Origin of the sequence: Fulvimarina fulva, assembly GCF_039652615.1 — a bacterium.
Classification (GTDB): domain Bacteria; phylum Pseudomonadota; class Alphaproteobacteria; order Rhizobiales; family Rhizobiaceae; genus Fulvimarina.
Genome location: NZ_JBDJAC010000018.1, coordinates 1 through 19,177 on the forward strand (window position 1 = coordinate 1; position 19,177 = coordinate 19,177).

Genomic DNA, 19,177 nt, shown 5'->3' on the forward strand with positions numbered 1-19,177 from the left:
AGGCAGGACGTGTTCGATTACATCGAGATGTTCTACAACCCGAAGCGCAAGCACGTCAGGAACGGGATGCTGTCACCCGTTCAGTTCGAACGGCAGCAGGAAACGTAACCCGAGGGCGTCCACGAAACTCGGGGCTATTCAGTGCCGTATTGTCGGAACGCTCGCTATCAGCTATATTTCAGCTCGACCTGAGCCATACTGTAAAGCCGGCCATGCGCCGCGAGAGACTTACGACCCTCCAGGTCACCTTCCTTCGCAATTTCGAGAAATGCTTTATTCACTGAATGGTCGGTTCCGATCTGTCGATGTTGGTCAATTCCGACCACAGCGCCTCGCGTAGGAGCGTCCGCCCTTCTCTGAACTTCGCGATCGAGACCTTTTGTTCGTAAGTGAGGCTCGAAGCCTCAAGTGAGGACAGAAACAGTTCGACAGCGGCATCGCTATGAACAAGGTCTTCGAGGAAGGCATTTACGACATCGACCGGGTGCGCGCCGATCGTGTTCAGAAATTCGGGTCCGAGTTCTGCCATTGTTGATTTCCGTTCGATTGATCAAGAAGCCCGTAGAGAGCGATTAACCTGCGTGACGCTACCAAGCGCCGTGGAACGCTGCCGATCGCTTCAGCGGCCTTTGAAAGGCCTTTAATTTTGATCCTGCGATTGCTTGCGCGCCGTCATCCGCTTCAGGGCGGTGATCGCCTTGCTCGCCGTGTCGCTATCGACGAACCGCAACGCGGTGACGCCGAACGACTTATCAAGCCAGTGGTTGAGGGAAACGTCGGGATCGGTCGCGTTGTCCGCCCATTCGGCGAACAACCCGCGTATCAGTCCGATCTGTGAGGGCGAGGCCATTCCCGGCCGCGCTCCGAAGTTTCGCTTCTTCCATGTCGATTTGAAGCCGAGCTTCCCGAAATGCTCCATGACATCATAGAAGCCGGGAAGGTTCAGGTCGGCAGCGCTTTCGACGCCGGCCTTCGCCTTGAGGATCGCTCGATAATTCTCGTCATCAAGCCCGAGCTGGCGCTTGGCGACATGAAGAACGGCCGTCTGGTTTCGGGTGAGCATGGCGCACCCTAAGCCGCTTCGTCGGGATAATGCTCGGCGATCTGGCGCTTCGCAGCTTCCGCGACGACTGCGATCTTCGCTTCGATCCGGGCGTTGATCTCGCCAGCCTTGATCCCTTGCGCCTTGAGTTCGTCGAACATGACGGCACGAAGAGCGTCTAGTGTAAGCTGCATTGGCGAGGGCAGTTCTTTGCCTGCGACACGACGGGACATCTGATGAGCCCTCTTCGTATCTGAAAGGATGATGTCGAACGCGACTTGAGAGAAATTCCAGAGCCATTCGTTGTCTTGGTCTGTCCGGAACTCCGAATTAGCAAGGACATCCATAGCCCAGTGAAGAAGCTTGATCCGGCGAACCAGCCACTCCAATTCGCCGGCGAAGTCGTCGCGAGCGGTACTCTTCTCAGACGAGAACAATCTTGTGCGTTCTGCCCATGTTTCAAAGTCGTTGCGCATGGTCCGTCTCATGCCTCCTCGTGATGTGCTTTCAGAAGTTTCACCGCCTCTTTCTTGCCGTGCTTCACCATGGCGGCATGGTGAACGGCGCTCTCATCGATCGATGGACCGGTCGCCATCTGGCGAGCGATCTCAAGGAGCGAGACGAGTTCGCGAAGATTGTGGGCGGCACCGTAGGCGACACATGCCCGGAAGGCCGGCATTCCTTCGACGCCGTGCTTCGAAGCGATCAGTTCGCAATCGCGCTTTGAGCAACCTTCGATTTTGATACGGATGGCGAGCCGGCTTGTGATCGGCTCAAGGTCTTCGGCCGGCCGGCCGCGCCCGCTCGCAAGGCCGCGCTCGTTTCCGGCAAGGATGAGAAGCGCGCCGGCCCGTTCGGCCGTCTGTAGGAGCTGGCGAAGGCAGGTCAGTTCGACCTGTTGAATTTCATCGACGACGAGGACGCTCGGAACCCAATCCCATTCGCCATTCTGGGCAAGCGTCTGTCGGGGGTGAAGCATCTGTTCCACTGCCGCGACCTTCTTCGCGCGCCATTTCGGAACGTCGTAGAGTTCCGTGCAATCCCGAAGGATCGAGGCATAAAGCCCTTCCACACTCTTCGAAGCATATTCGGCTTCGGTATAGTGGTAGCCGCGTTCCTTCGCGATCATCCGAAGCGCAGTCGATTTTCCGGTTCCGGCACGGCCGATCACATGAACCGGAGCCGGGGGCCGGATGCCGCTCGCAAGATCGACGCGCTCGATGATGTCATCCATAGCCGAGCTGCGGATCGTCATAGGCGGGAGCGGGTAGCGATCATGAAGCATTGCGCGCCCTCCGTTCACGAGCCTCACGAAGCAAGCTCGTCATCTCGTCGTTCTCTTCTCGGATCGACTGGCGACGGGCATTGGAAGCGCTTGCTGCGGACTTGTCCGGTGTGATCGCGAGAAGGTTTTCGTCGGCGTCCCGGCCTCGATATTGAACGATGCCGTTCGGATCGTTCGCGGCGATCGGCAACTGCCGGCTCGCGAAGGCAGCGAGATCGGACTTGCTGTCGATCGAGGGATAGGCGGTGTCGAGATCACGAACCGCCTTGCGCCGCTTCGTCTTGCGCATGCCGGCTTCCTTCGCACCGCGAAGATCGGTGAACGCGACTTCCTCTTGCGGCCTTGCGATGCCGAGCGGCTTGCCCTTCATGGTCTCGACGCGAAGCGCGTTGAAGCCGTGCCATGCCGGGATGCGAACGACGATCTTGGTTTCCGAGCCGACATCCGGCGCGTACCAGACGCGGCCGGCGCATCGGAACATGCCGCGATCGACGATGCGGGTTTCGGGTGTCGTGAAGACGCTCGTCAGGCTGGTTTCGTCCATGACGGTCGCGGCCCATCCGCCTTCGACATGACCGCGCAAGGCTTCGTGCGGCGATTGTCCCTTGAGGTCGCCTTGCTGCGGGACGTGCTCATAGGCCGTCAGAAGCGCCTGGAACTGCGCGGCGAACTGGTCGAACGTTCCGAAGGCAGCGGGAAGCCGTCCGGGCTTCTCCTGCATCGGTTTCATGCGATCGTCGCCGATGTAGCCCTGAAGGCTGAAAAGGTAGGTTTGTTCGAAGTGCCCGAACCACGCTTCGATCGGCTTCGCCGCCGCGTTGTAGGGCAATGCCCGGTGGACCCGGTGGGATGCATCCTCGCCGAACCCGCGAATGTTGAGGGCAAGTGCGTCCGCGACGTAATCGGCAAAGAGGTATTCCTTGCCGTTGTCAATCAGAAGGTGTTCGGGAAGCCCATAGAGCGGGTCGCAAGCCATTTCGACAAAGGCCGTGATGACATCGATGTTGCGAACCGCACCGCGCCCGTCGAACTGGATCAAATGACACCAGACGCGCCGTGTCGCCATGTCCATGAAAGCGATGATCTTTGGCGTCGTGGTCGTGCCGTCGTCGCGCTGGACAAGCACGTTGCAGTGGTGAACGTCCGCTACGACATACTGCATAGGCCGGAGCCCGACCGTCGTGCGCTTGATGCGGGGCTGTGCGTCGTCGAACCGCTTCCGGTCGCGCTTGAACTCATAGACCTGCCGAAGGTGGTAGAGGTCGCGATAGAGCCGAACCGGGATCTCGCACACGCGGTTGAAGAGTCGTTCGTCGGCTGGCCGGACGCCATGCAGCGCCGTCAGTTCCTTCAGCTTTTCCCGGCCGAGGAAGAGAACGATTTTGCGCTTCTCTCCGCCCTTGATGCATCCGCCTAGGTACTGCTTGATCCCGTCGCCGATCCGCTCCATCGCCTCGCGATCGATCCGGCCGGACACGAATTCATCCCAGCGCTTCGAGACGTGATAGCGCGTGGTGCCGACATCCGTCCGCCGGCCTCGCGCGAGCCCAGCCGCTCCTTTCGCCTCGTATTCGCGGAGCCATGTGTAGATCGTGTTTCGGGCGAACTTGATCGACCGGCCGCGCCAGTCCGTCGTTTCGACGCCGATCAGCTCGTCGATAGCCTGGGCTCTGGCCGCGCTATGGGGTTCGGTTGCCAGAACAGCGCCGAAGTTCTTGCGAAACCACTGCCATTTCAGGGCGAGGCCTGACGTTGAAAGAGGCTTCGAAGCGGGTTCGAGCGCCATTTGAGAGGCCTTCCAAGCGTCTTGAAGTTCGACCGGAAGGCTGTCGAGACGGACTTCGTATTGAAGGCCGGAACGCCCACCGCGCCCTTTGACGATACGGACTTCCAAGGACGCGCCACGCCATATGGATGAGGGCTGCGTCGCTGCTCTCTGTAGGAGCCGAGCAGCAGTTTCACGTCGCATTTCGGCAAGGCAAGCGAGAGAAGGCGAAGGCAGCCAATTGAGCTTCATTTGACTGCCTGAAACCCAAGCGAGGCAGAGATCAGCGTTTCAATGAGTTGCTGCGCTCGCCGCGAGTGCCGTTCGCCTTTCAGCGCCTTCTCTGCCGTCTGGCGGTTCACAGCATTGTCCCGGCACCACCTATTGAGCGAAGAGCCCTGATTGACGAAGCCGGCTCTAACGGCGACATAGAGCGAGGGCGAACCCGCCACCTGTGTCGTCAGTGAGAGCTTTATGGGCCGTGATTTTACGCTGTTTTGGTGCATCATGATTTTTTTAATTACGCAGTTTAGCGTAAAGCACAATGCCTGATCTCGATAAAAATATCATCCAAGCAGTTCGCGCCGGCTTGGCGAAGATGGGCTGGTCGGTCAAAGACCTCGGCGAAGCCACCGGAATTCCTTATCGATCCCTGCAAAATTACATGATGGGTCGCACGAGAATGCCCGCGAGTACGCTGGTAGCGATCTCTCGCTTGATCGATCTGGAGATACGCGACTTCGACGATCAGAAGCGCCGAATGCACAAATGGCATTTGTACGACGCCCTATGGACGATCTTCGGCGATCAGCTCCCCAATCTTCCAGTCAACGTTACGAACACGAACCCCTTCACCGAAGATAGTGAAGAGGCTTGGAAGCTTCACAATAGGAAGCAGGAAGCAGCAAGGGCTCTCGCAGAAGCGATCGACGAACAGTGTGAGTATTATCGCGGCCTTAGCCGCCTAACGACAGTTGGACTCCATCAACTGAACGATGGTGTTTGGGAGCGGACCAGTTCCGATGAGGGTCACCAATCAGCGTCACCAAAACTCGAACACCTACGTTCTAGGTCACCAAAGAAGGACGACTAAGCGACTGAAAAGAATGGCAAGTTCAATTTAATCGGTATTGGGCCTTTTGGTGACGTGCGCGGACAGGGATTGAGGACCCAATTTGAAGGCCAAAAAGTCCTCTAAACGACCGGAAATTATGGCTTGGTGTAACATCACCAATCCCGGATAGCGCGTTCCGATTTTACCTCGTCAATCCCGAATAGCGTTTGCGCCCACAATTCCCGATTCGTTCCGATTCGCCACTTGCGGAACACAATAAGAACATATAGGCTTGTTCAGGATTTGTTTTGGAGGCCCCGAGACGCATGCTGACGCGCAAGCAGCACGAACTTCTCACATTCATCGACGCCCGGCTGAACGAGACCGGTGTGCCACCATCCTTCGACGAGATGAAGGATGCGCTGGAGCTGAAGTCGAAATCGGGCATTCATCGTCTGATTACCGCGCTGGAAGAGCGCGGCTTCATTCGCCGCCTGCCAAATCGGGCGCGAGCGCTCGAAGTTCTCAAGCTGCCGGATGCCATGCGCCGGGGGGAAGTGGCTCGACCGCCTCAGCCCGCCCAGCGCGGCTTCACGCCGAGCGTTATTGAAGGCTCCAAGGGCCAGCCGGCGAAAGCGCGCGAGACGGTGCGAGACGGCGGGGCAAACGAGAACGTCTCGATCCCGGTCATGGGGCGGATCGCGGCCGGTGTTCCGATCTCGGCGATTCAGCACAACACCCATTCCATCTCGATCCCACCCGACATGATCATGGGCGGCGAGCACTACGCCCTCGAAGTGAAGGGTGATTCGATGATCGAGGCGGGCATTCTTGATGGCGATACGGTGGTGATCCGCCGGGGCGATACGGCAACGCCCGGCGAGATCGTCGTGGCGCTCGTCGATGATGAAGAGGCGACGCTGAAGCGTTTTCGCAAGAAGGGCGACACGATCGCGTTGGAAGCGGCGAACCCGGCCTACGAGACGCGGATCTTCGGCGCCGACCGGGTGCGCGTTCAGGGCAAGCTCGTCGGGCTCATCCGGCGCTACTGATCACAATCCGGGCTCCGGCCCACGTCCCGGGCCGCACAGGTCATTCAGCCACGTCCGGTTTGCGCCAGTATTCCGGCCAGGGCGCAAGGCGGTGGCGATTCCAGTCGGCAGGGAACTCGGAGATGGCACGTTGGACTTCGATCGCGCCGGTCGCCGGATCGCGGCTGATGGCGAGCGAGCCGCTTCGGCGCAGTGTCCTGAGGGTCACGAGGCGGGCACCCGACCGGCACGTTCGGATGCGGGCTGCCCGCGCGACGAAAGCGATATCGGCATTGTCGCAGGCTGCGCCTAGAAGCCGATAGTCGGTGGTGTAGGCAATGGTGATCCCGCTGCGTGTCGTGAACTGGCAGAGCTTCGTTTCGCAGTCTTCGAGGCCGGGAATGAGGCCGCGCTGGGTTCCCTCGGTCAGGTAGGCCCGGTCCCATTGCTCGGAGACGAAGCCGTTGGGTCGTGCTTTCGAATAGGCGATCGAGCCGCCCTCCAGAAGGGCAAAGGTCTTGCCATCCTCGAAGATCAACAGTTCGGGCGGGGTGGCACGCGCTGCCGCGAGCACCAGACCGATCGCGAGAACCGGTACGGCGAGCCATCTGAGCCGTCCCACGGGAAGGCAGAAGGCAAGTAGCGCGAGGGTCAGCGCGATCAATGCGGCGGGCTGGACAAGCCCGGTGCTCTGGTCCGGCAGGCGCGCACTGAGCTCTGAGGCGACCGCGATCAGGAGATCGAGCCCGGCGCCGACGATCGCGAATGGAAGATGGTCGAGGCCGAAGGGCATGAGGATGACGCCGAGAAGCGCCATCGGCATGATCAACAGGGCGAAGAGCGGCATCACGAGAAGATTTGCGACAAGCCCGAAGGGTGCGAAGCGCTGGAAATGGAAGATTGCGTAAGGCGCGGTCGCAAGACCGGCGATCAGCGCGGTTGCCGCCGTGCCGGTGAAGAAGACGACGAGGGCGCGCGCGGGCCCGTCCGCGAACCTGTCCGATCGCCGGCCCCGGTATCGGCTGTAGGCACCATAGACACCGACAAGACCGATCGTCGCGGCAAAGCTCATCTGGAAGCTCGCAGTCATCACGGCATGGGGCGTGAACCCCAAAATGAGGATCGCCGCGATCGAGACATTGCGCATGGTGATCGCCGGTCGGTCGAAGAGGACCGCGATCAGCATGACGAGAAGCATGAGATAGGCGCGCTCGGTGGCGACGCTGGAGCCCGAGAGGACGAGATAGAAGCTCGAGACGCAGATCGCGCCGATGGCGGCTATCTTCTTGACCGGCCAGACGAGGGCGAGCGCGCCTGCGAAGACGAGGGACCGGCGAATGGACACCATGGCGAAACCGGCGACAAGGGCGACATGGAGACCCGAGATGGCGAGAATGTGCGCAAGCCCCGTCGCGCGCAGGGCCTCGGTGGTCGCCTCGTCGATGCCGCCCCGCTGACCGGTCACCAGGGCCGCTGCGACAGCGCCTGGCTGGCCGGGAATGACAGAGCGGATGCGGTCGGTCACCCGCCCGCGCAGGCCGGAGATGGCGGTCTGAAGGCGCTCTGCGAGTGTAGGTCCGGCCCCGTCCGTGCCCAGATCCGATTGCCGCTTCGGGCTGCCGAGGGAAAAGCCGTAGGCGCCGAGACCCTCGAAATAGGGCGCGAAGGCAAAGTCGTAGCTTCCCGGAAACGCCGGCCCGGAGGGTGGACGAAGGCGCACGAGCCCTTCGTAACGGGTTCCCGGCCGCATGATGTCGTGATCGCCAGAGACGACGATCCGCGCGCGTTCGGGCGGCCGGGACAGGACGGGCCGTGTCGTCGACTGGATCTCGACGAGGTAGCGGGAGCGGTTCCGGTCGTCCATTTCATGGCTGACGACCCGTCCGGTCACGAAGACGGTCGCTTCGCCGGAAAAGATAGTCGTATCGGTACGCCAGAGTTCGAACTGGGACAGAAGAAGGCCGGCAAGGAAGCTCGACAGGAGGAGGATCGGCGTCGATCCGCTCGTCGCGCCCCCGATGCGTCTGGCGGCCATCGCGAGCGCCAGAAGACCTGACGTAAGGAGGGTCAGGGCGATGCCCGCCTGAAAGCCGAACACGGCAACGGCACCCGCTGCCATGGCGACGGGGATCAGGTGGAACGTCGTCCGGTACGCCTTTTCGCGCTCCCATTGCGAGGCGATCCATGATCCGATCGCCGAAACGGCTTTAAAGTTCCTGATGATCGCAAGCCATTTGAGACGCTTCCCGACACCGGACGAACGGGTCTCGGGACCAGCAAGCCAGCCTCTTGTGACGTCCTCGTCTGCCGGTTCGCTCAACTCCTGGCGGTCCGTTCCTTGTTTCACAGGCCGGCTATGGTACACACCCGCCGAAAAGACGCGACCGCAATATCGGGCGTTTTGTTATCTGACATGAATGGAGACAACATGACGGACGGCGTCGTCACTCGTTTCGCGCCCTCGCCCACCGGATTTCTTCACATCGGTGGTGCCCGGACAGCGCTGTTCAACTGGCTCTACGCCCGCGCCAAGGGCGGCAAGATGTTGTTGCGGATCGAGGACACCGATCGCGAACGCTCGACGCCGGAGGCTGTCGACGCGATCATCGAGGGCCTGAAATGGATGGGCCTCGAGGCCGACGAAGAGCCGGTGTCTCAGTTTGCCAATGGCGACCGCCATCGCCAGGTCGCCGAGGAGCTGCTCGCCAAGGGGCAGGCCTACAAGTGCTATGCCAGCCAGGAAGAGCTCGCCGAGATGCGCGAGAAGGCGAAAGCCGAGAAGCGCGCACCGCGCTATGACGGGCGCTGGCGCGATCGCGATCCTTCAGAGGCCCCGGCCGGCGTCGATCCGGTGATCCGGCTGAAAGCACCGCTCGACGGCGAGACGATCGTCGACGATCAGGTGCAGGGACGCGTGCGATTCAACAACAAGGAGCTCGACGATTTCGTGCTCCTGCGCTCGGACGGCTCGCCCACCTACATGCTCGCCGTCGTCGTCGACGATCACGACATGGGCGTCACCCACATCATTCGCGGCGACGATCACCTCACCAACGGCGCGCGGCAAACCCTGATCTACAAGGCGATGGGCTGGGATGTGCCGGTGATGGCGCATATTCCGCTCATTCACGGGGCGGACGGGGCGAAACTCTCCAAGCGGCACGGCGCGCTCGGCATCGAAGCCTATCGCGCGATGGGCTATCTGCCGGTGGCCCTGCGCAACTATCTCGTCCGGCTGGGCTGGGCCCATGGCGACGACGAGATCATCTCGACCGAGGACATGATCTCCTGGTTCGATGTGACCGACATCAACAAGGGTGCGTCGCGGTTCGACTTCAAGAAGCTCGAAGCGCTCAACGGCTGGTGGATCCGGCAATCCGGCGACGAGGCGCTGACCGATCAGCTGATGGCCGAGCGCGACGCCCTGCCGAACGGCGATATTCTGAAGGCCGGCCCTGACGCGGACGTCCGCGCCAAGCTTCTGGCGGCGATGTCCGGTCTCAAGGACCGCGCCAAGACCCTCGTCGAGCTGGCCGACAGCGCGACCTATCTCTTTGCGGCGCGTCCGCTTCCTCTTGAGGAGAAGGCCGAAGCGATCCTGGCGGATGGCGGACGCGAGACGATTGCCGAGATCACGCCGCGCCTCGAAGGGGTGTCCGATTGGGCCGTCGAGCCGCTGGAGGCCGAAGTGCGGGCCTTTGCCGAGGAGAAGGGACTGAAGCTCGGCAAGGCGGCGCAGCCCCTGCGTGCGGCGCTGACGGGGCGTTCGACCTCGCCCGGCGTGTTCGACGTTCTGGCGGTTCTCGGCCGGGAGGAGTCCCTGGCGCGCCTCAAGGACCAATATCCCAAAGGATGAGAGCGCCTTATTCTAAATGATGAGGGGCGTCGCCAATCCGGCCTCATGGATCATATCGCGGTGCAATGGATTAACTTGTTCTGTCCGCATGGATGAAGTACGCAAGGCCATTAAAACCTTGTGCGCTGCAAAAATCGCCGGATTGCACTAAAAATCCTCAGATTGCACCGCAGTTGCGAACGGAAGGGGAAAGAGATGACGGACCAATCCGCAAAGTTCACAATGGGATCTGAAGAGGCCGAGCTGCCGCGCCGGAGCGGAACGATCGGCCCGGACGTCGTCGACGTCACCCAGCTTTACAAGGATACGGGTCTTTTCACCTTCGATCCCGGCTTTTCCTCGACCGCGTCCTGCGAATCGAAGATCACCTATATCGATGGCGATAACGGCATCCTTCTCCACCGGGGCTATTCGATCGACGAACTGGCCGAGAAGGGCGACTATCTCGAGGCTTGCTATCTCTTGCTTTACGGCGAGCTGCCGACCGCCCGCGAAAAGGAAGACTTCGTCTATCGGGTGACGCGCCACACCATGGTGCATGAGCAGATGAACCGGTTCTTCACCGGCTTCCGCCGCGATGCCCATCCGATGGCTGTGATGGTCGCCTGCGTCGGCGCCCTGTCCGCATTCTATCACGATTCGACCGATATCGCCGATCCGCACCAGCGGATGGTGGCATCGCTGCGCATGATCGCGAAAATGCCGACGATCGCCGCGATGGCCTATAAATATCACATCGGCCAGCCCTTCGTTTATCCGCGCAACGATCTCGAATACGCGGAAAACTTTCTGCATATGTGCTTCGCGGTGCCGTGCGAGCCCTACGAGATCAACCCCGTTCTCGCACGGGCGATGGATCGTATCTTCACGCTCCATGCCGACCACGAGCAGAACGCCTCGACCTCGACGGTGCGTCTCGCCGGCTCCTCGGGTGCGAACCCGTTTGCCTGCATCGCGGCCGGTGTCGCCTGCCTCTGGGGTCCGGCCCATGGCGGCGCGAACGAAGCGGCTCTCAACATGCTGATGGAGATCGGCACCAAGGATCGCATCCCCGAATTCATCGCCCGTGCCAAGGACAAGGACGATCCGTTCCGCCTGATGGGCTTCGGGCACCGGGTCTACAAGAACTACGATCCGCGCGCGAAGATCATGCAGAAGACCTGCCACGAAGTACTCGACGAGCTCGGCGTGCGCGATGATCCGCTTCTGGAAGTGGCGATGGAACTGGAGCGGATTGCGCTCACCGATCAGTATTTCATCGACAAGAAGCTCTATCCGAACGTCGATTTCTATTCGGGCATCACGCTGAAGGCCCTCGGTTTCCCGACCGCGATGTTCACGGTGCTCTTTGCCGTTGCGCGGACCGTCGGCTGGATTGCCCAGTGGAAGGAAATGATCGAGGACCCGAAGCAGCGCATCGGTCGCCCGCGCCAGCTTTATACCGGCGCCGAACAGCGCGAATACAAGCCGGTCGATAGCCGCGGCTGATACCGAGGGGCCCTCGAAACCAACGGTTTCGTAAGGCCGCCGGGAGCCCGAGCGGCGCCTGAGCCAATCGTCGGACGAGAATTGACCTGTCGGTCACTTCATTTGTCCGGCGGTATGACAGCCTGCGCGGGAGACCTCGCGAGGGCTGTCAGAACGTGTTTCTTGACGGTCGGGCCAGTGGTCCGGCCCGCTTTCGTTCCGAGGTTATCGACCTGACCGTGAAGACGTGTCTTGACGGCGCGCGGGTCTTGAACCGGAGCCGGGCTGAATCAGCCGGACGCCGTATCAGAAGACCGGCGGTCTCAGATGCGCGGCCTTGAGCGCGAGGCCGCCGCGTCCGTCGGCGCCGGTCTTGCGATAGATCGTGCGGATCTGCGTGCGCGCCGTGTGGGGAGAGACGCCCCGGATCTCCGCGATCGCCGGAACCGTGTGACCCTTCAGGATGAGGCCCGCGACCGCCGTTTCGGCCGGCGACAGCCCGTAAAGCGCTGCGATGTGAGCCGGATCGACGTTCGGTGGGTCATTCGGGTCGATAAGGGTGACGAGGGCACCGGCAAAGCCGCGCTCCAGCTCGCGGCCGCCGTCACGCATGGGCGAAATTTCGAGAAGGAGCGGCTCGCCTGTGCCGACGGGCGGGCTCAGCAGGATTTCATGGGCCGGGCGATCCAGCCGGTGCGCGGCCCTTGAGGCCGAGAGGATGGCGTTTTCGATCTGACGCGTCCGGCCCTCGTCTCGCGTGCGGATATGGCGTCTCGCGCAGAGGCCGATTCCGCCGTGCCGGTCCATCGTGGCCTTGGCCGCTTCGTTGACGAGAACGATCTCTCCGGAGGGGTTGGCCAGCATGACGCCGACGGAAAGATGGTCGAGCACGCCAAGCACCGCCTGATAGCGGGCGATCAGTCCGTTGACGAAGCGGCGCAGACCAAGCGAGGCGGAAAGATGAGGTTGCAGGAAGCCGATGACGGACCGCGCGGACAGGTCGACCGCTTCGGTTTTCTCACCGCAATTCACCAAAATCCCTGCGCGCCAGCCGTCCGAAGCCCTCAGCGGCGCGGCGTAGCGAACGCGGGTTCCAAAATGTTCCAAGAGAAACACCTGGTCGTCTCGTCCGCGAAGCTCTGCTTCGCTCCAAGTACTGGTATCCGTCCAGATCTCTCCGTCTTCCAACCCCAACAGGGTACGTTCCGCTTCTTCCTCGTAATGGCGGAAGCGTTCGAGCCATATCGACGAAAGATGAAACAGATCTGCAAATGAGCTTGAGATCCGATCTGGCTGATAGGTGTCATCAAAGCCGGAAATACCGAATATGAGGGCACCGGCCGCGCTCTCGATGGAGGCCACGATGCCGTCGAGAGTCTCCTGCCAGCAATCCGCGACGGATGTCATGTCATAGAGTGCCGGAAGCGTCGCATAGGTCAGGTCCGGGATCTCATGCCGCTTACTTGCCATTGAAGACTGTCGGTTCCCTCCCGATACACAACGACGTCAAGTCTTTATCGTGCATGCTTCGTAGAGAAAGCCAAGCCTGAAGCTTCAATTTATCATGAATAAAACCAACGCTGCGATAGCATCCGGCGCGCGTTGCAGTCCGAAAATTCCGTCTTGTGTAAGGTAATACCGCCGGGCGAAAGAGCCGACCCGTTGGGTCAATCCACGCCCGGCAGACGGCTCAAACGCCGCTCGGGCTGCCGACGGCCCATGAAACCGATGGTTTCAAAGGTCCGCCGGTATAACTCAGTCCGAAGAGACATAGCGCATTCGCGGAATACGAGCCTGGCAGTTGCCATAGGCCTGTTCCACCGTCACGACGACGACCGCCTGGGCGAGGGGCCAGAGTGTCTTGACCTCGGCGCTGGCCCGCTCGATCCGTGCCTGCCCGTTCACCCGGGCCCGGCGCTGATTTTCGAAATCGATGAACAGCATGCCGATATGCGGGTTCACCAGGATATTGCCCAGGCTGTTGTAGAGCCCGTTGCCGGAATAGTCTGGGAAGACGATGTGGTGGGGGTCGACGACACGAGCAGCCGGCAGCGGCTGGCCCGAGGCATCGTATTCCTGTCCCCGAAAGCTCGAATCGCAATGGCCCTCGGCATCCGCTGTCGCGATGAAGAACATGGGCAGGTCTTCGATGAAGCGGGCAAGGGCCTCGCTGATCTCCGGGCGCATCATCGCCCGCAGATTGCCCTCGTGCCAGTGGTAACGGCTCGGAAAGCGCTCGCGCATCTTAAGTTCGCCCGAATGGCCGAGCGCATTGTCCGGAACCGGATCGTAGGCGCTTTTCTGAGTCTGACTCGTCATCCGAAAGAAGCCTTTGCAGCCTGTGGGACTGCTGCAAAGTGTAAACAAACGGTCGTTCGGACTCAACTCATGGATGCGAATTTATCTTTTATATGAAAGTCGTCGGCGCGAAGTTCCTGAAAACTCTCGCTTAGACGACCGCGGGAGACCAGCGCCGCTTCTCAAAAGCGCCCCAGGTCCCTGCAATGCGTGACCGCCCGCACCGCCGTAGGGCGCGCCGAGCGGTTCAGCGGAAACAGCTCTCCGCCTCGATTTGTCCGGCGAGCGCAGCCCGTGTCGAGAGAAGCTCCCGTTCGGCTTCCACTGTGCGAAGGGCCAGCTTCTTTTCGGCAACGCTCGCCCAGCGCCAGTCGCCCATCATCTCATCGAGGAGGCGTTTTGCTTCGGGGTCGGGAACATCCATGGCAAGCCCGTCGGCCCGTTCCAGAATGGACGTCTTCACGGCCTGGACCGCTGCGTCCCCCCGTTCCAGCACGAGGTAAAGCGTCGCCCCCTCGACGAGAATCACGCATTCCCTGGTGAAGCGTTCGGCGATGTCCTTGTCGAGGCCCTGCGTCAGGCAATGCATGAAGAAGGCGCTGATATCGTCGAAGAACGCCTGGACCGCGGATCGCAGTTCGTAGGGCATGCCGCTATAGCTGTAGGCGAGCTGGAAACCGACGCATCGACGCCCTTCCGTCAGCGTCTCGACGAGGCATTCGAGGGCGCGTTCGAAATCCTTGCGCCAGTCACCTGTGTTTTCGAGGTCCGTGAAGATCTCGGCATAGGTGAGGGCCAGAATCTCCGAGACGAGTTCGCCCTTGTTCTTGACGTGGGCGTAAAGGCTTCCCTTGAGCAGACCGACGCGGTCGGCGACGTCCTTCATGGACGTGCCAGCGTATCCTTTTTCCCGTATCAGATCGCGCGATGCCAGAATGATTTGCTCGCGTGATGTCTTGACCATGCCCGATCTCCGTAAACGATCGGTTGTTTTTATGGCACGGTTCATGGGCCCGCAAGCAACGCGCAGGCTGGGTTTTGCTTATCAGGGGTTGAATTAGGTAGTCAAACCGCAATGAAAACGGTTCAAATGCGACCGGGTGCTGGATAATTCAGCCGCCGCGCGTCGAATCCTGCCGGTCCGAAGCGGCCATCCTCCCCAGCCGGCGAATCAGCACTGCTCTCGCGGCACCCGAACGACGAGGCCGTTGTCCTCGGGTCTAAGTGTAATCTGGCAGGCGAGGCGGGAATTTTCATCCGGCTGAAACGCCATTTCGAGCATGTCCTCCTCGATGTCGCTGCGCGGCGGCAGGTTTCCTCGCCATTCGTCGTCCACATAGACCATGCAGGTGGCGCAGGAGCAGGCACCGCCGCAGGAAGCCTCGATTCCCTCGATCCCGTTTCGGACGGCGACTTCCATGAGGCTGATGCCCGGCTCGGCTTCGATGGTGCGAACCTCGCCGGAGGGTTCGTGAAGGGTGATATGGATCATGGGTGTTTTCCTTCGGTAAAGGGCAGCGTGACGTGTGGCCGTGATCGCTCGATTCCGGGGATCAGGGCGTTTCGAGCGCTGTCAGCTGGCGCGTCGGAGGGCAGGATGGTCGACTTCGGGGGCGTGATGGAGATCGGGCGGGGTCTCTCGCAGCCGGCCGGGCCCGGTGAGACGTACAAGCTCCGGCGCCATCAGCGGCACACTGCCGATCGAAGGCGGCGCGTTTCTCGCCCGCGCGGGGCGCGCGCAAAAGGCGGCAAAGGCGCCCAGCTCGCGAAAGCGCAGATAGATGTTGCTCGTTTCGAGCGTGCTGAATGTCTGCCCGATCGCCGCGCGGTAGCGATGACCGGGATAGACCCTGCAACCTGGCGAGAGGGTTTCGCGCAGGTGTTGAAGCGATTGGAAGAGGGCTCCGGCATCGCCGCCGCCGTTCGGCGGGTTCGCCAGACCGCAGCCTTCGGAAAAGAGGGTGTCGCCGGTGAACAGGCAGGTCCCGATCCTATAGGAGAGCGAACCGGCCGTATGGCCCGGCGTTGCGAGCGCATCGACGGAAATTGAGCCGAAGCGCAGGGTCCGGCTCGTCTCGAGCGCCATGAGCCCATTGCAGGCAAACCGGAAATGCTCCGCATCTGCCCGCGCCATGTAAACCGGGCAGCCGGCCTCCCGCGCGATGGCCGGCGCTGCCTCCGTATGGTCGCGGTGGCCGTGGGTGAGGAGGATGGCGACCGGCGCAAGGCCCATCCCTGCGAGCCTGTCGCAGAGATATGCCGCCTCCCAGCCCGGATCGATCACAATGGCTTCGCCAGACGCCATGTCGGCGACGACATAGGCATAGTTGGGAAACCCGATCCGGCCCGCTTTGAGCGCCAGAAGCGTCAGGCCGGCACCCGGGCCCTCCTCGCAAGGGCCGACCGCCTCGAAATCGTCGATCGCGGCCGTTTCAGGCATCTTCGCCGATCTCCACCCGCACAGGTTCGAGGGCGCTGGCGAAGGTTTCGCGCAGCACGGCCTTCTGAACCTTGCCCATGGCATTGCGCGGCATGGTGTCGATCTCGATGTAGCGGGCCGGTTGCTTGAAGGCTTCGAGCCGTCCGGCGATGGACGTCTCGATCGCGGACACATCGATCCGTGCGCCGGGCTTTGCGACGAGGATCGCGACGGGCGCGGCGGAGCCGTTCCCTGCGGGCACGCTGATGACCGCGCTCTCGGCGACCGCCGGATCTTCGTCGATCAGCTCCTCCACTTCCTTGGGAAGCACCGTGCCGCTGTCGGTAAAGACGGCATCCTTCACCCGGCAGAGGACGCTGAGATAGCCCTCCGCGTCGCTGCGGCCGAAATCGCCGGAGATGAAGAAGCCGTCGGACGTATGATCCTCGGCGGTCTTGTCCGGCTTGTTCCAGTATTCGCGAAAGAGGTTCGGTCCCTTGATCTCGATCATGCCGACGCCGCCGGCGGGCACGGTCTTGCCGGTCTTCACATCGGTGATCCGCACGGTGACGCCCGGCAGCGGGAAGCCGACCGTGTTGGGCTTGCGCTCGCCGTCATAGGGGTTGGAGGCGATCATGCTGCATTCGGTCATGCCGTAGCGCTCGATGATCGTCTTGCCCGTCCGCTCGCGCCAGGCGCGGTGGGTCTGGGGCAGCATGGGGGCAGAGCCCGAGATAAAGACGCGCATGGACTTTGCCGCCTCTTCGAGCGCGGCTCTTTCGAGAAGCTGCATGTAGAAGGGGGGCACGCCCATCAGCGCCGTCGAGACCGGCATCTCCTTGAGGACCGCGTCCGCATCGAACCGTGGCAGGAAGCGGCAGGAACCGCCGCTTGCAAGGATGACATTGGTGGCGGTGAAGAGGCCGTGGAGATGAAAGATCGGCAGGGCATGGATCAGCACGTCCTCGCGGGTGAACTTCCAGGAGGCGACCAGTGCTTCGGCATTCGACCAAAGCGAATAGTGGGTATGGACCGCGCCCTTCGGCTTGCCGGTCGTGCCGGAGGTGTAGAGGATCGCTGCGATATCAGAATCCTCGCGGTCGGCGGCTTCATAGCCGGGTTCCGCCTCGTCGCGCGCATCGACAAGCGTTCCCGTCTCATCGCCGTCGAGGGTGAAGATGGCAGCGCCGAAGGCTTCCGCTTCCCGCGTCATTTGTTCGAGATCTGATGAGCCGCACACGATCGCCTTCGGCGTCACATCGGCGAGAAAATAGGACATATCGTCGATCGGCAGGCCGGGATTGATCGGCACATAGACGAAGCCTGCGATCAGGCAGCCGAAATAGAGTTCCAGCGACACAGCCGATTTCGGCGCGTAGACGAGAACACTGTCGCCGACGGTAAGACCTTCGTTTGAAAGCACCCGCGCGATCCGCTCGGCATCGGCAAAGAATTGCTGATAGGAGATCTGCTCGCCCTTTTCGGGCAGAACGAGAAAGGCGCTGTCGCGGTTCTCGGCCGAGCCGGACGCAAGGCGCGCGGCGAGATAGTTGGCGTCATACATAGCTCGGCTCCTTTGCGGGTGCGCTCTGCGGCTTGGGCGCTGATGCGAGGGAAAGCTGATGGGCGAGCCGGTCGTAGCCGAGCCCGAAACAGGCCGAATACAGCGGCTCGTTCGCCTCGGTGCGGATATCGCAGGCCTTAGAGAAAGCGCGCAGATGCAGGTTGACCGACCCGACGGCGATGCCGCCAATCACGAACTCGGATTTGAGGTTCTGGTCTTCCTGGAATTTCTGCTTGTAATCCTGCGCATTGAAGAAGGGGTCGGTCGCCGCCTCCACATCGACGGAAAGACCCATGCCTCTCAGAAGACCCGAAACCTCTTCCTTGACGCGGGTCGTCCAGTCGGACGCCTCCTCGGCCGTCGGCGCGAAGAGAATGTATTCGCGCATCATGAAGGCGATCTGCCGCGTCCCCTCGCGGTAATACTCCTCGCAGCGAAAGCAGAGGTTCTTGTGGGTGACCAGCGTCCTCTTCGGCAGACGCGCGCCCCGCTTGCCGTGGAAGACCGGGTAACAGCAGGTCGGAGAGAGGAGATATTCCTCATCCGTGCGAATGGTATTGGACAGGGAGAAGCCGTGCTGCGGGAAGGATTTCAGATAATTGCCCGCAAGAACGAACGCCTTCGGCAGAAGCGGGGCGTACCGTTCATCCGTTGCCCCCGCAAAACAGGGAAGTGCCGCGAGCGCCGCATCGAAAGCAGCTTCCCGGGTCTCATCGATCGCCATCCGGCCCATCGTCATCAGACCGTCTCCGGCGTGAGATAGGTCTCCATGATGGCGGCGGGCGTCTTGATCTGATCGAGATCGAGTTCCTCGAGCGGGATGCTGCGGCCGGTCCGGTCCTCGATATAGGCGAGCAGCTTGGCGATGTTCATGCTGTCGATGATGCCGCTCTCGATCAGTTCGGTGCCGGGCTCGATCGCCTGGGCCGGCTGGTCGCTGAGGGATGCGATCGTTGCGATCAAATCATGCATGGGGAACGTCCTTGGTTTGACGACTTTCAGACAAAGCGCTGCCGTTGAAGTAATTTTCCGAAAATTACTTCACTCAAGAGATTTATAAGGAGGCCTGGCCGCCCGTTGTTATCTCCGGGCGCAGAGCTGCGCCCGGCCATCGGCCGGTTTTCGTGGGTTCGCGAGCTTCGATCAGTCCCTTCGCGACGTCTTGTCTTGGGTCATTTTGCTACAAAACGGTCGTTTGGGAGTCAACACCATAGATTGCGTTGATTGAAAATTTTTCGCGTGAAAATCGAAATAAATCGCGTTATTGGTGTGAATTGTTCCGATATGAAACGGAAAAGCATGGAATTTCAACGAGGTGCTCGCGACAAGGTTGTAGTGTCGCGTGCTGCCTGCGGCATGGCTCGAATGCCCCGGCACGCCGATCGCAACACTGAGC

20 protein-coding genes are annotated in these 19,177 nt (G+C 61.3%); 5 read left to right on the top strand and 15 right to left on the bottom strand.

What is annotated here, in order from left to right; translation table 11 throughout:
- A partial coding sequence (locus tag ABDX79_RS18000; RefSeq protein WP_346221747.1) for an IS3 family transposase occupies positions 1-108 on the top strand: 108 nt, incomplete at its 5' end.
- A gap of 169 nt (positions 109-277) precedes the next feature.
- Here the strand turns inward: ABDX79_RS18000 and ABDX79_RS18005 are convergent.
- From ABDX79_RS18005 to ABDX79_RS18030, 6 genes are all read right to left on the bottom strand, one after another.
- Complete coding sequence (locus ABDX79_RS18005; RefSeq protein WP_346221692.1) at positions 278-529, bottom strand: hypothetical protein; 252 nt, start codon at positions 527-529, stop codon at positions 278-280.
- Positions 530-640: 111 nt separating this feature from the next.
- Positions 641-1,063: a regulatory protein GemA gene (locus ABDX79_RS18010; protein WP_346221693.1), complete on the bottom strand. Its 423-nt coding sequence runs from the start codon at positions 1,061-1,063 to the stop codon at positions 641-643.
- 8 nt (positions 1,064-1,071) lie between these two features.
- Positions 1,072-1,518, bottom strand: coding sequence for a hypothetical protein (locus ABDX79_RS18015; RefSeq protein ID WP_346221694.1), 447 nt, complete (start codon positions 1,516-1,518; stop codon positions 1,072-1,074).
- Positions 1,519-1,526: 8 nt separating this feature from the next.
- Positions 1,527-2,327, bottom strand: a complete 801-nt coding sequence (locus ABDX79_RS18020) for an AAA family ATPase (protein WP_346221695.1) — start codon at positions 2,325-2,327, stop codon at positions 1,527-1,529.
- Complete coding sequence (locus tag ABDX79_RS18025; RefSeq protein WP_346221696.1) at positions 2,317-4,113, bottom strand: hypothetical protein; 1,797 nt, start codon at positions 4,111-4,113, stop codon at positions 2,317-2,319. The genes ABDX79_RS18020 and ABDX79_RS18025 overlap by 11 nt, the downstream gene beginning before the upstream one ends.
- A gap of 227 nt (positions 4,114-4,340) precedes the next feature.
- Positions 4,341-4,601, bottom strand: a complete 261-nt coding sequence (locus tag ABDX79_RS18030; protein ID WP_346221697.1) for a hypothetical protein — start codon at positions 4,599-4,601, stop codon at positions 4,341-4,343.
- Between the two features lie 35 nt (positions 4,602-4,636).
- Here ABDX79_RS18030 and ABDX79_RS18035 point away from each other — a divergent pair, with 35 nt between their 5' ends.
- The gene (locus tag ABDX79_RS18035; protein WP_346221698.1) at positions 4,637-5,185 is read left to right on the top strand and encodes a helix-turn-helix domain-containing protein; all 549 of its coding nucleotides are present in this window, start codon (positions 4,637-4,639) and stop codon (positions 5,183-5,185) included.
- 287 nt (positions 5,186-5,472) lie between these two features.
- Entirely contained in the window at positions 5,473-6,198 is a 726-nt protein-coding gene (gene lexA, locus ABDX79_RS18040) for a transcriptional repressor LexA (protein ID WP_346221699.1), read from the top strand.
- 40 nt (positions 6,199-6,238) lie between these two features.
- Here lexA and ABDX79_RS18045 read toward each other — a convergent pair whose 3' ends face one another.
- On the bottom strand, positions 6,239-8,497 hold the full coding sequence (locus ABDX79_RS18045; protein ID WP_346221700.1) for a ComEC/Rec2 family competence protein: 2,259 nt from the start codon (positions 8,495-8,497) through the stop codon (positions 6,239-6,241).
- A 108-nt stretch (positions 8,498-8,605) separates the two neighbouring features.
- On the opposite strand from ABDX79_RS18045, the gene gltX reads away from it, so the two are divergent.
- Together gltX and gltA are read left to right on the top strand one after the other, a co-directional pair.
- The gene (gene gltX, locus ABDX79_RS18050) at positions 8,606-10,033 is read left to right on the top strand and encodes a glutamate--tRNA ligase (protein WP_346221701.1); all 1,428 of its coding nucleotides are present in this window, start codon (positions 8,606-8,608) and stop codon (positions 10,031-10,033) included.
- Positions 10,034-10,228: 195 nt separating this feature from the next.
- Complete coding sequence (gltA, locus tag ABDX79_RS18055; protein ID WP_346221702.1) at positions 10,229-11,521, top strand: citrate synthase; 1,293 nt, start codon at positions 10,229-10,231, stop codon at positions 11,519-11,521.
- 285 nt (positions 11,522-11,806) lie between these two features.
- On the opposite strand, the gene ABDX79_RS18060 is transcribed toward gltA, so the two are convergent.
- The 8 genes from ABDX79_RS18060 to ABDX79_RS18095 form a co-directional block, all read right to left on the bottom strand.
- Positions 11,807-12,970: a helix-turn-helix transcriptional regulator gene (locus ABDX79_RS18060; protein WP_346221703.1), complete on the bottom strand. Its 1,164-nt coding sequence runs from the start codon at positions 12,968-12,970 to the stop codon at positions 11,807-11,809.
- A gap of 285 nt (positions 12,971-13,255) precedes the next feature.
- The gene (locus ABDX79_RS18065) at positions 13,256-13,819 is read right to left on the bottom strand and encodes a pyridoxamine 5'-phosphate oxidase family protein (RefSeq protein ID WP_346221704.1); all 564 of its coding nucleotides are present in this window, start codon (positions 13,817-13,819) and stop codon (positions 13,256-13,258) included.
- A 226-nt stretch (positions 13,820-14,045) separates the two neighbouring features.
- The gene (locus ABDX79_RS18070; RefSeq protein ID WP_346221705.1) at positions 14,046-14,762 is read right to left on the bottom strand and encodes a TetR/AcrR family transcriptional regulator; all 717 of its coding nucleotides are present in this window, start codon (positions 14,760-14,762) and stop codon (positions 14,046-14,048) included.
- 207 nt (positions 14,763-14,969) lie between these two features.
- A complete protein-coding gene (locus ABDX79_RS18075; RefSeq protein WP_346221706.1) occupies positions 14,970-15,290 on the bottom strand; it encodes a 2Fe-2S iron-sulfur cluster-binding protein in 321 nt (106 codons plus the stop codon).
- Positions 15,291-15,371: 81 nt separating this feature from the next.
- The gene (locus tag ABDX79_RS18080) at positions 15,372-16,238 is read right to left on the bottom strand and encodes an MBL fold metallo-hydrolase (protein WP_346221707.1); all 867 of its coding nucleotides are present in this window, start codon (positions 16,236-16,238) and stop codon (positions 15,372-15,374) included.
- Entirely contained in the window at positions 16,231-17,781 is a 1,551-nt protein-coding gene (locus tag ABDX79_RS18085) for an AMP-binding protein (protein WP_346221708.1), read from the bottom strand. The genes ABDX79_RS18080 and ABDX79_RS18085 overlap by 8 nt, the downstream gene beginning before the upstream one ends.
- Positions 17,774-18,520, bottom strand: a complete 747-nt coding sequence (locus ABDX79_RS18090) for a class-II aminoacyl-tRNA synthetase family protein (protein WP_346221709.1) — start codon at positions 18,518-18,520, stop codon at positions 17,774-17,776. The genes ABDX79_RS18085 and ABDX79_RS18090 overlap by 8 nt, the downstream gene beginning before the upstream one ends.
- Complete coding sequence (locus tag ABDX79_RS18095; RefSeq protein WP_346221710.1) at positions 18,520-18,753, bottom strand: acyl carrier protein; 234 nt, start codon at positions 18,751-18,753, stop codon at positions 18,520-18,522. The genes ABDX79_RS18090 and ABDX79_RS18095 overlap by 1 nt, the downstream gene beginning before the upstream one ends.
- Between the last annotated feature and the right edge of the window lie 424 nt (positions 18,754-19,177).

What these genes read in the sequence shown, in the direction of transcription:
- ABDX79_RS18060 (WP_346221703.1), bottom strand. Translation starts at nt 12,970, where the DNA reads ATGGCAAGTAAGCGGCATGAGATCCCGGACCTGACCTATGCGACGCTT.
- ABDX79_RS18035 (WP_346221698.1), top strand. Translation starts at nt 4,637, where the DNA reads ATGCCTGATCTCGATAAAAATATCATCCAAGCAGTTCGCGCCGGCTTG.
- gltA (WP_346221702.1), top strand. Translation starts at nt 10,229, where the DNA reads ATGACGGACCAATCCGCAAAGTTCACAATGGGATCTGAAGAGGCCGAG.
- ABDX79_RS18095 (WP_346221710.1), bottom strand. Translation starts at nt 18,753, where the DNA reads ATGCATGATTTGATCGCAACGATCGCATCCCTCAGCGACCAGCCGGCC.
- ABDX79_RS18080 (WP_346221707.1), bottom strand. Translation starts at nt 16,238, where the DNA reads ATGCCTGAAACGGCCGCGATCGACGATTTCGAGGCGGTCGGCCCTTGC.
- ABDX79_RS18085 (WP_346221708.1), bottom strand. Translation starts at nt 17,781, where the DNA reads ATGTATGACGCCAACTATCTCGCCGCGCGCCTTGCGTCCGGCTCGGCC.
- lexA (WP_346221699.1), top strand. Translation starts at nt 5,473, where the DNA reads ATGCTGACGCGCAAGCAGCACGAACTTCTCACATTCATCGACGCCCGG.
- gltX (WP_346221701.1), top strand. Translation starts at nt 8,606, where the DNA reads ATGACGGACGGCGTCGTCACTCGTTTCGCGCCCTCGCCCACCGGATTT.
- ABDX79_RS18065 (WP_346221704.1), bottom strand. Translation starts at nt 13,819, where the DNA reads ATGACGAGTCAGACTCAGAAAAGCGCCTACGATCCGGTTCCGGACAAT.
- ABDX79_RS18025 (WP_346221696.1), bottom strand. Translation starts at nt 4,113, where the DNA reads ATGGCGCTCGAACCCGCTTCGAAGCCTCTTTCAACGTCAGGCCTCGCC.
- ABDX79_RS18075 (WP_346221706.1), bottom strand. Translation starts at nt 15,290, where the DNA reads ATGATCCATATCACCCTTCACGAACCCTCCGGCGAGGTTCGCACCATC.
- ABDX79_RS18030 (WP_346221697.1), bottom strand. Translation starts at nt 4,601, where the DNA reads ATGATGCACCAAAACAGCGTAAAATCACGGCCCATAAAGCTCTCACTG.
- ABDX79_RS18005 (WP_346221692.1), bottom strand. Translation starts at nt 529, where the DNA reads ATGGCAGAACTCGGACCCGAATTTCTGAACACGATCGGCGCGCACCCG.
- ABDX79_RS18070 (WP_346221705.1), bottom strand. Translation starts at nt 14,762, where the DNA reads ATGGTCAAGACATCACGCGAGCAAATCATTCTGGCATCGCGCGATCTG.
- ABDX79_RS18010 (WP_346221693.1), bottom strand. Translation starts at nt 1,063, where the DNA reads ATGCTCACCCGAAACCAGACGGCCGTTCTTCATGTCGCCAAGCGCCAG.
- ABDX79_RS18090 (WP_346221709.1), bottom strand. Translation starts at nt 18,520, where the DNA reads ATGACGATGGGCCGGATGGCGATCGATGAGACCCGGGAAGCTGCTTTC.
- ABDX79_RS18020 (WP_346221695.1), bottom strand. Translation starts at nt 2,327, where the DNA reads ATGCTTCATGATCGCTACCCGCTCCCGCCTATGACGATCCGCAGCTCG.
- ABDX79_RS18015 (WP_346221694.1), bottom strand. Translation starts at nt 1,518, where the DNA reads ATGCGCAACGACTTTGAAACATGGGCAGAACGCACAAGATTGTTCTCG.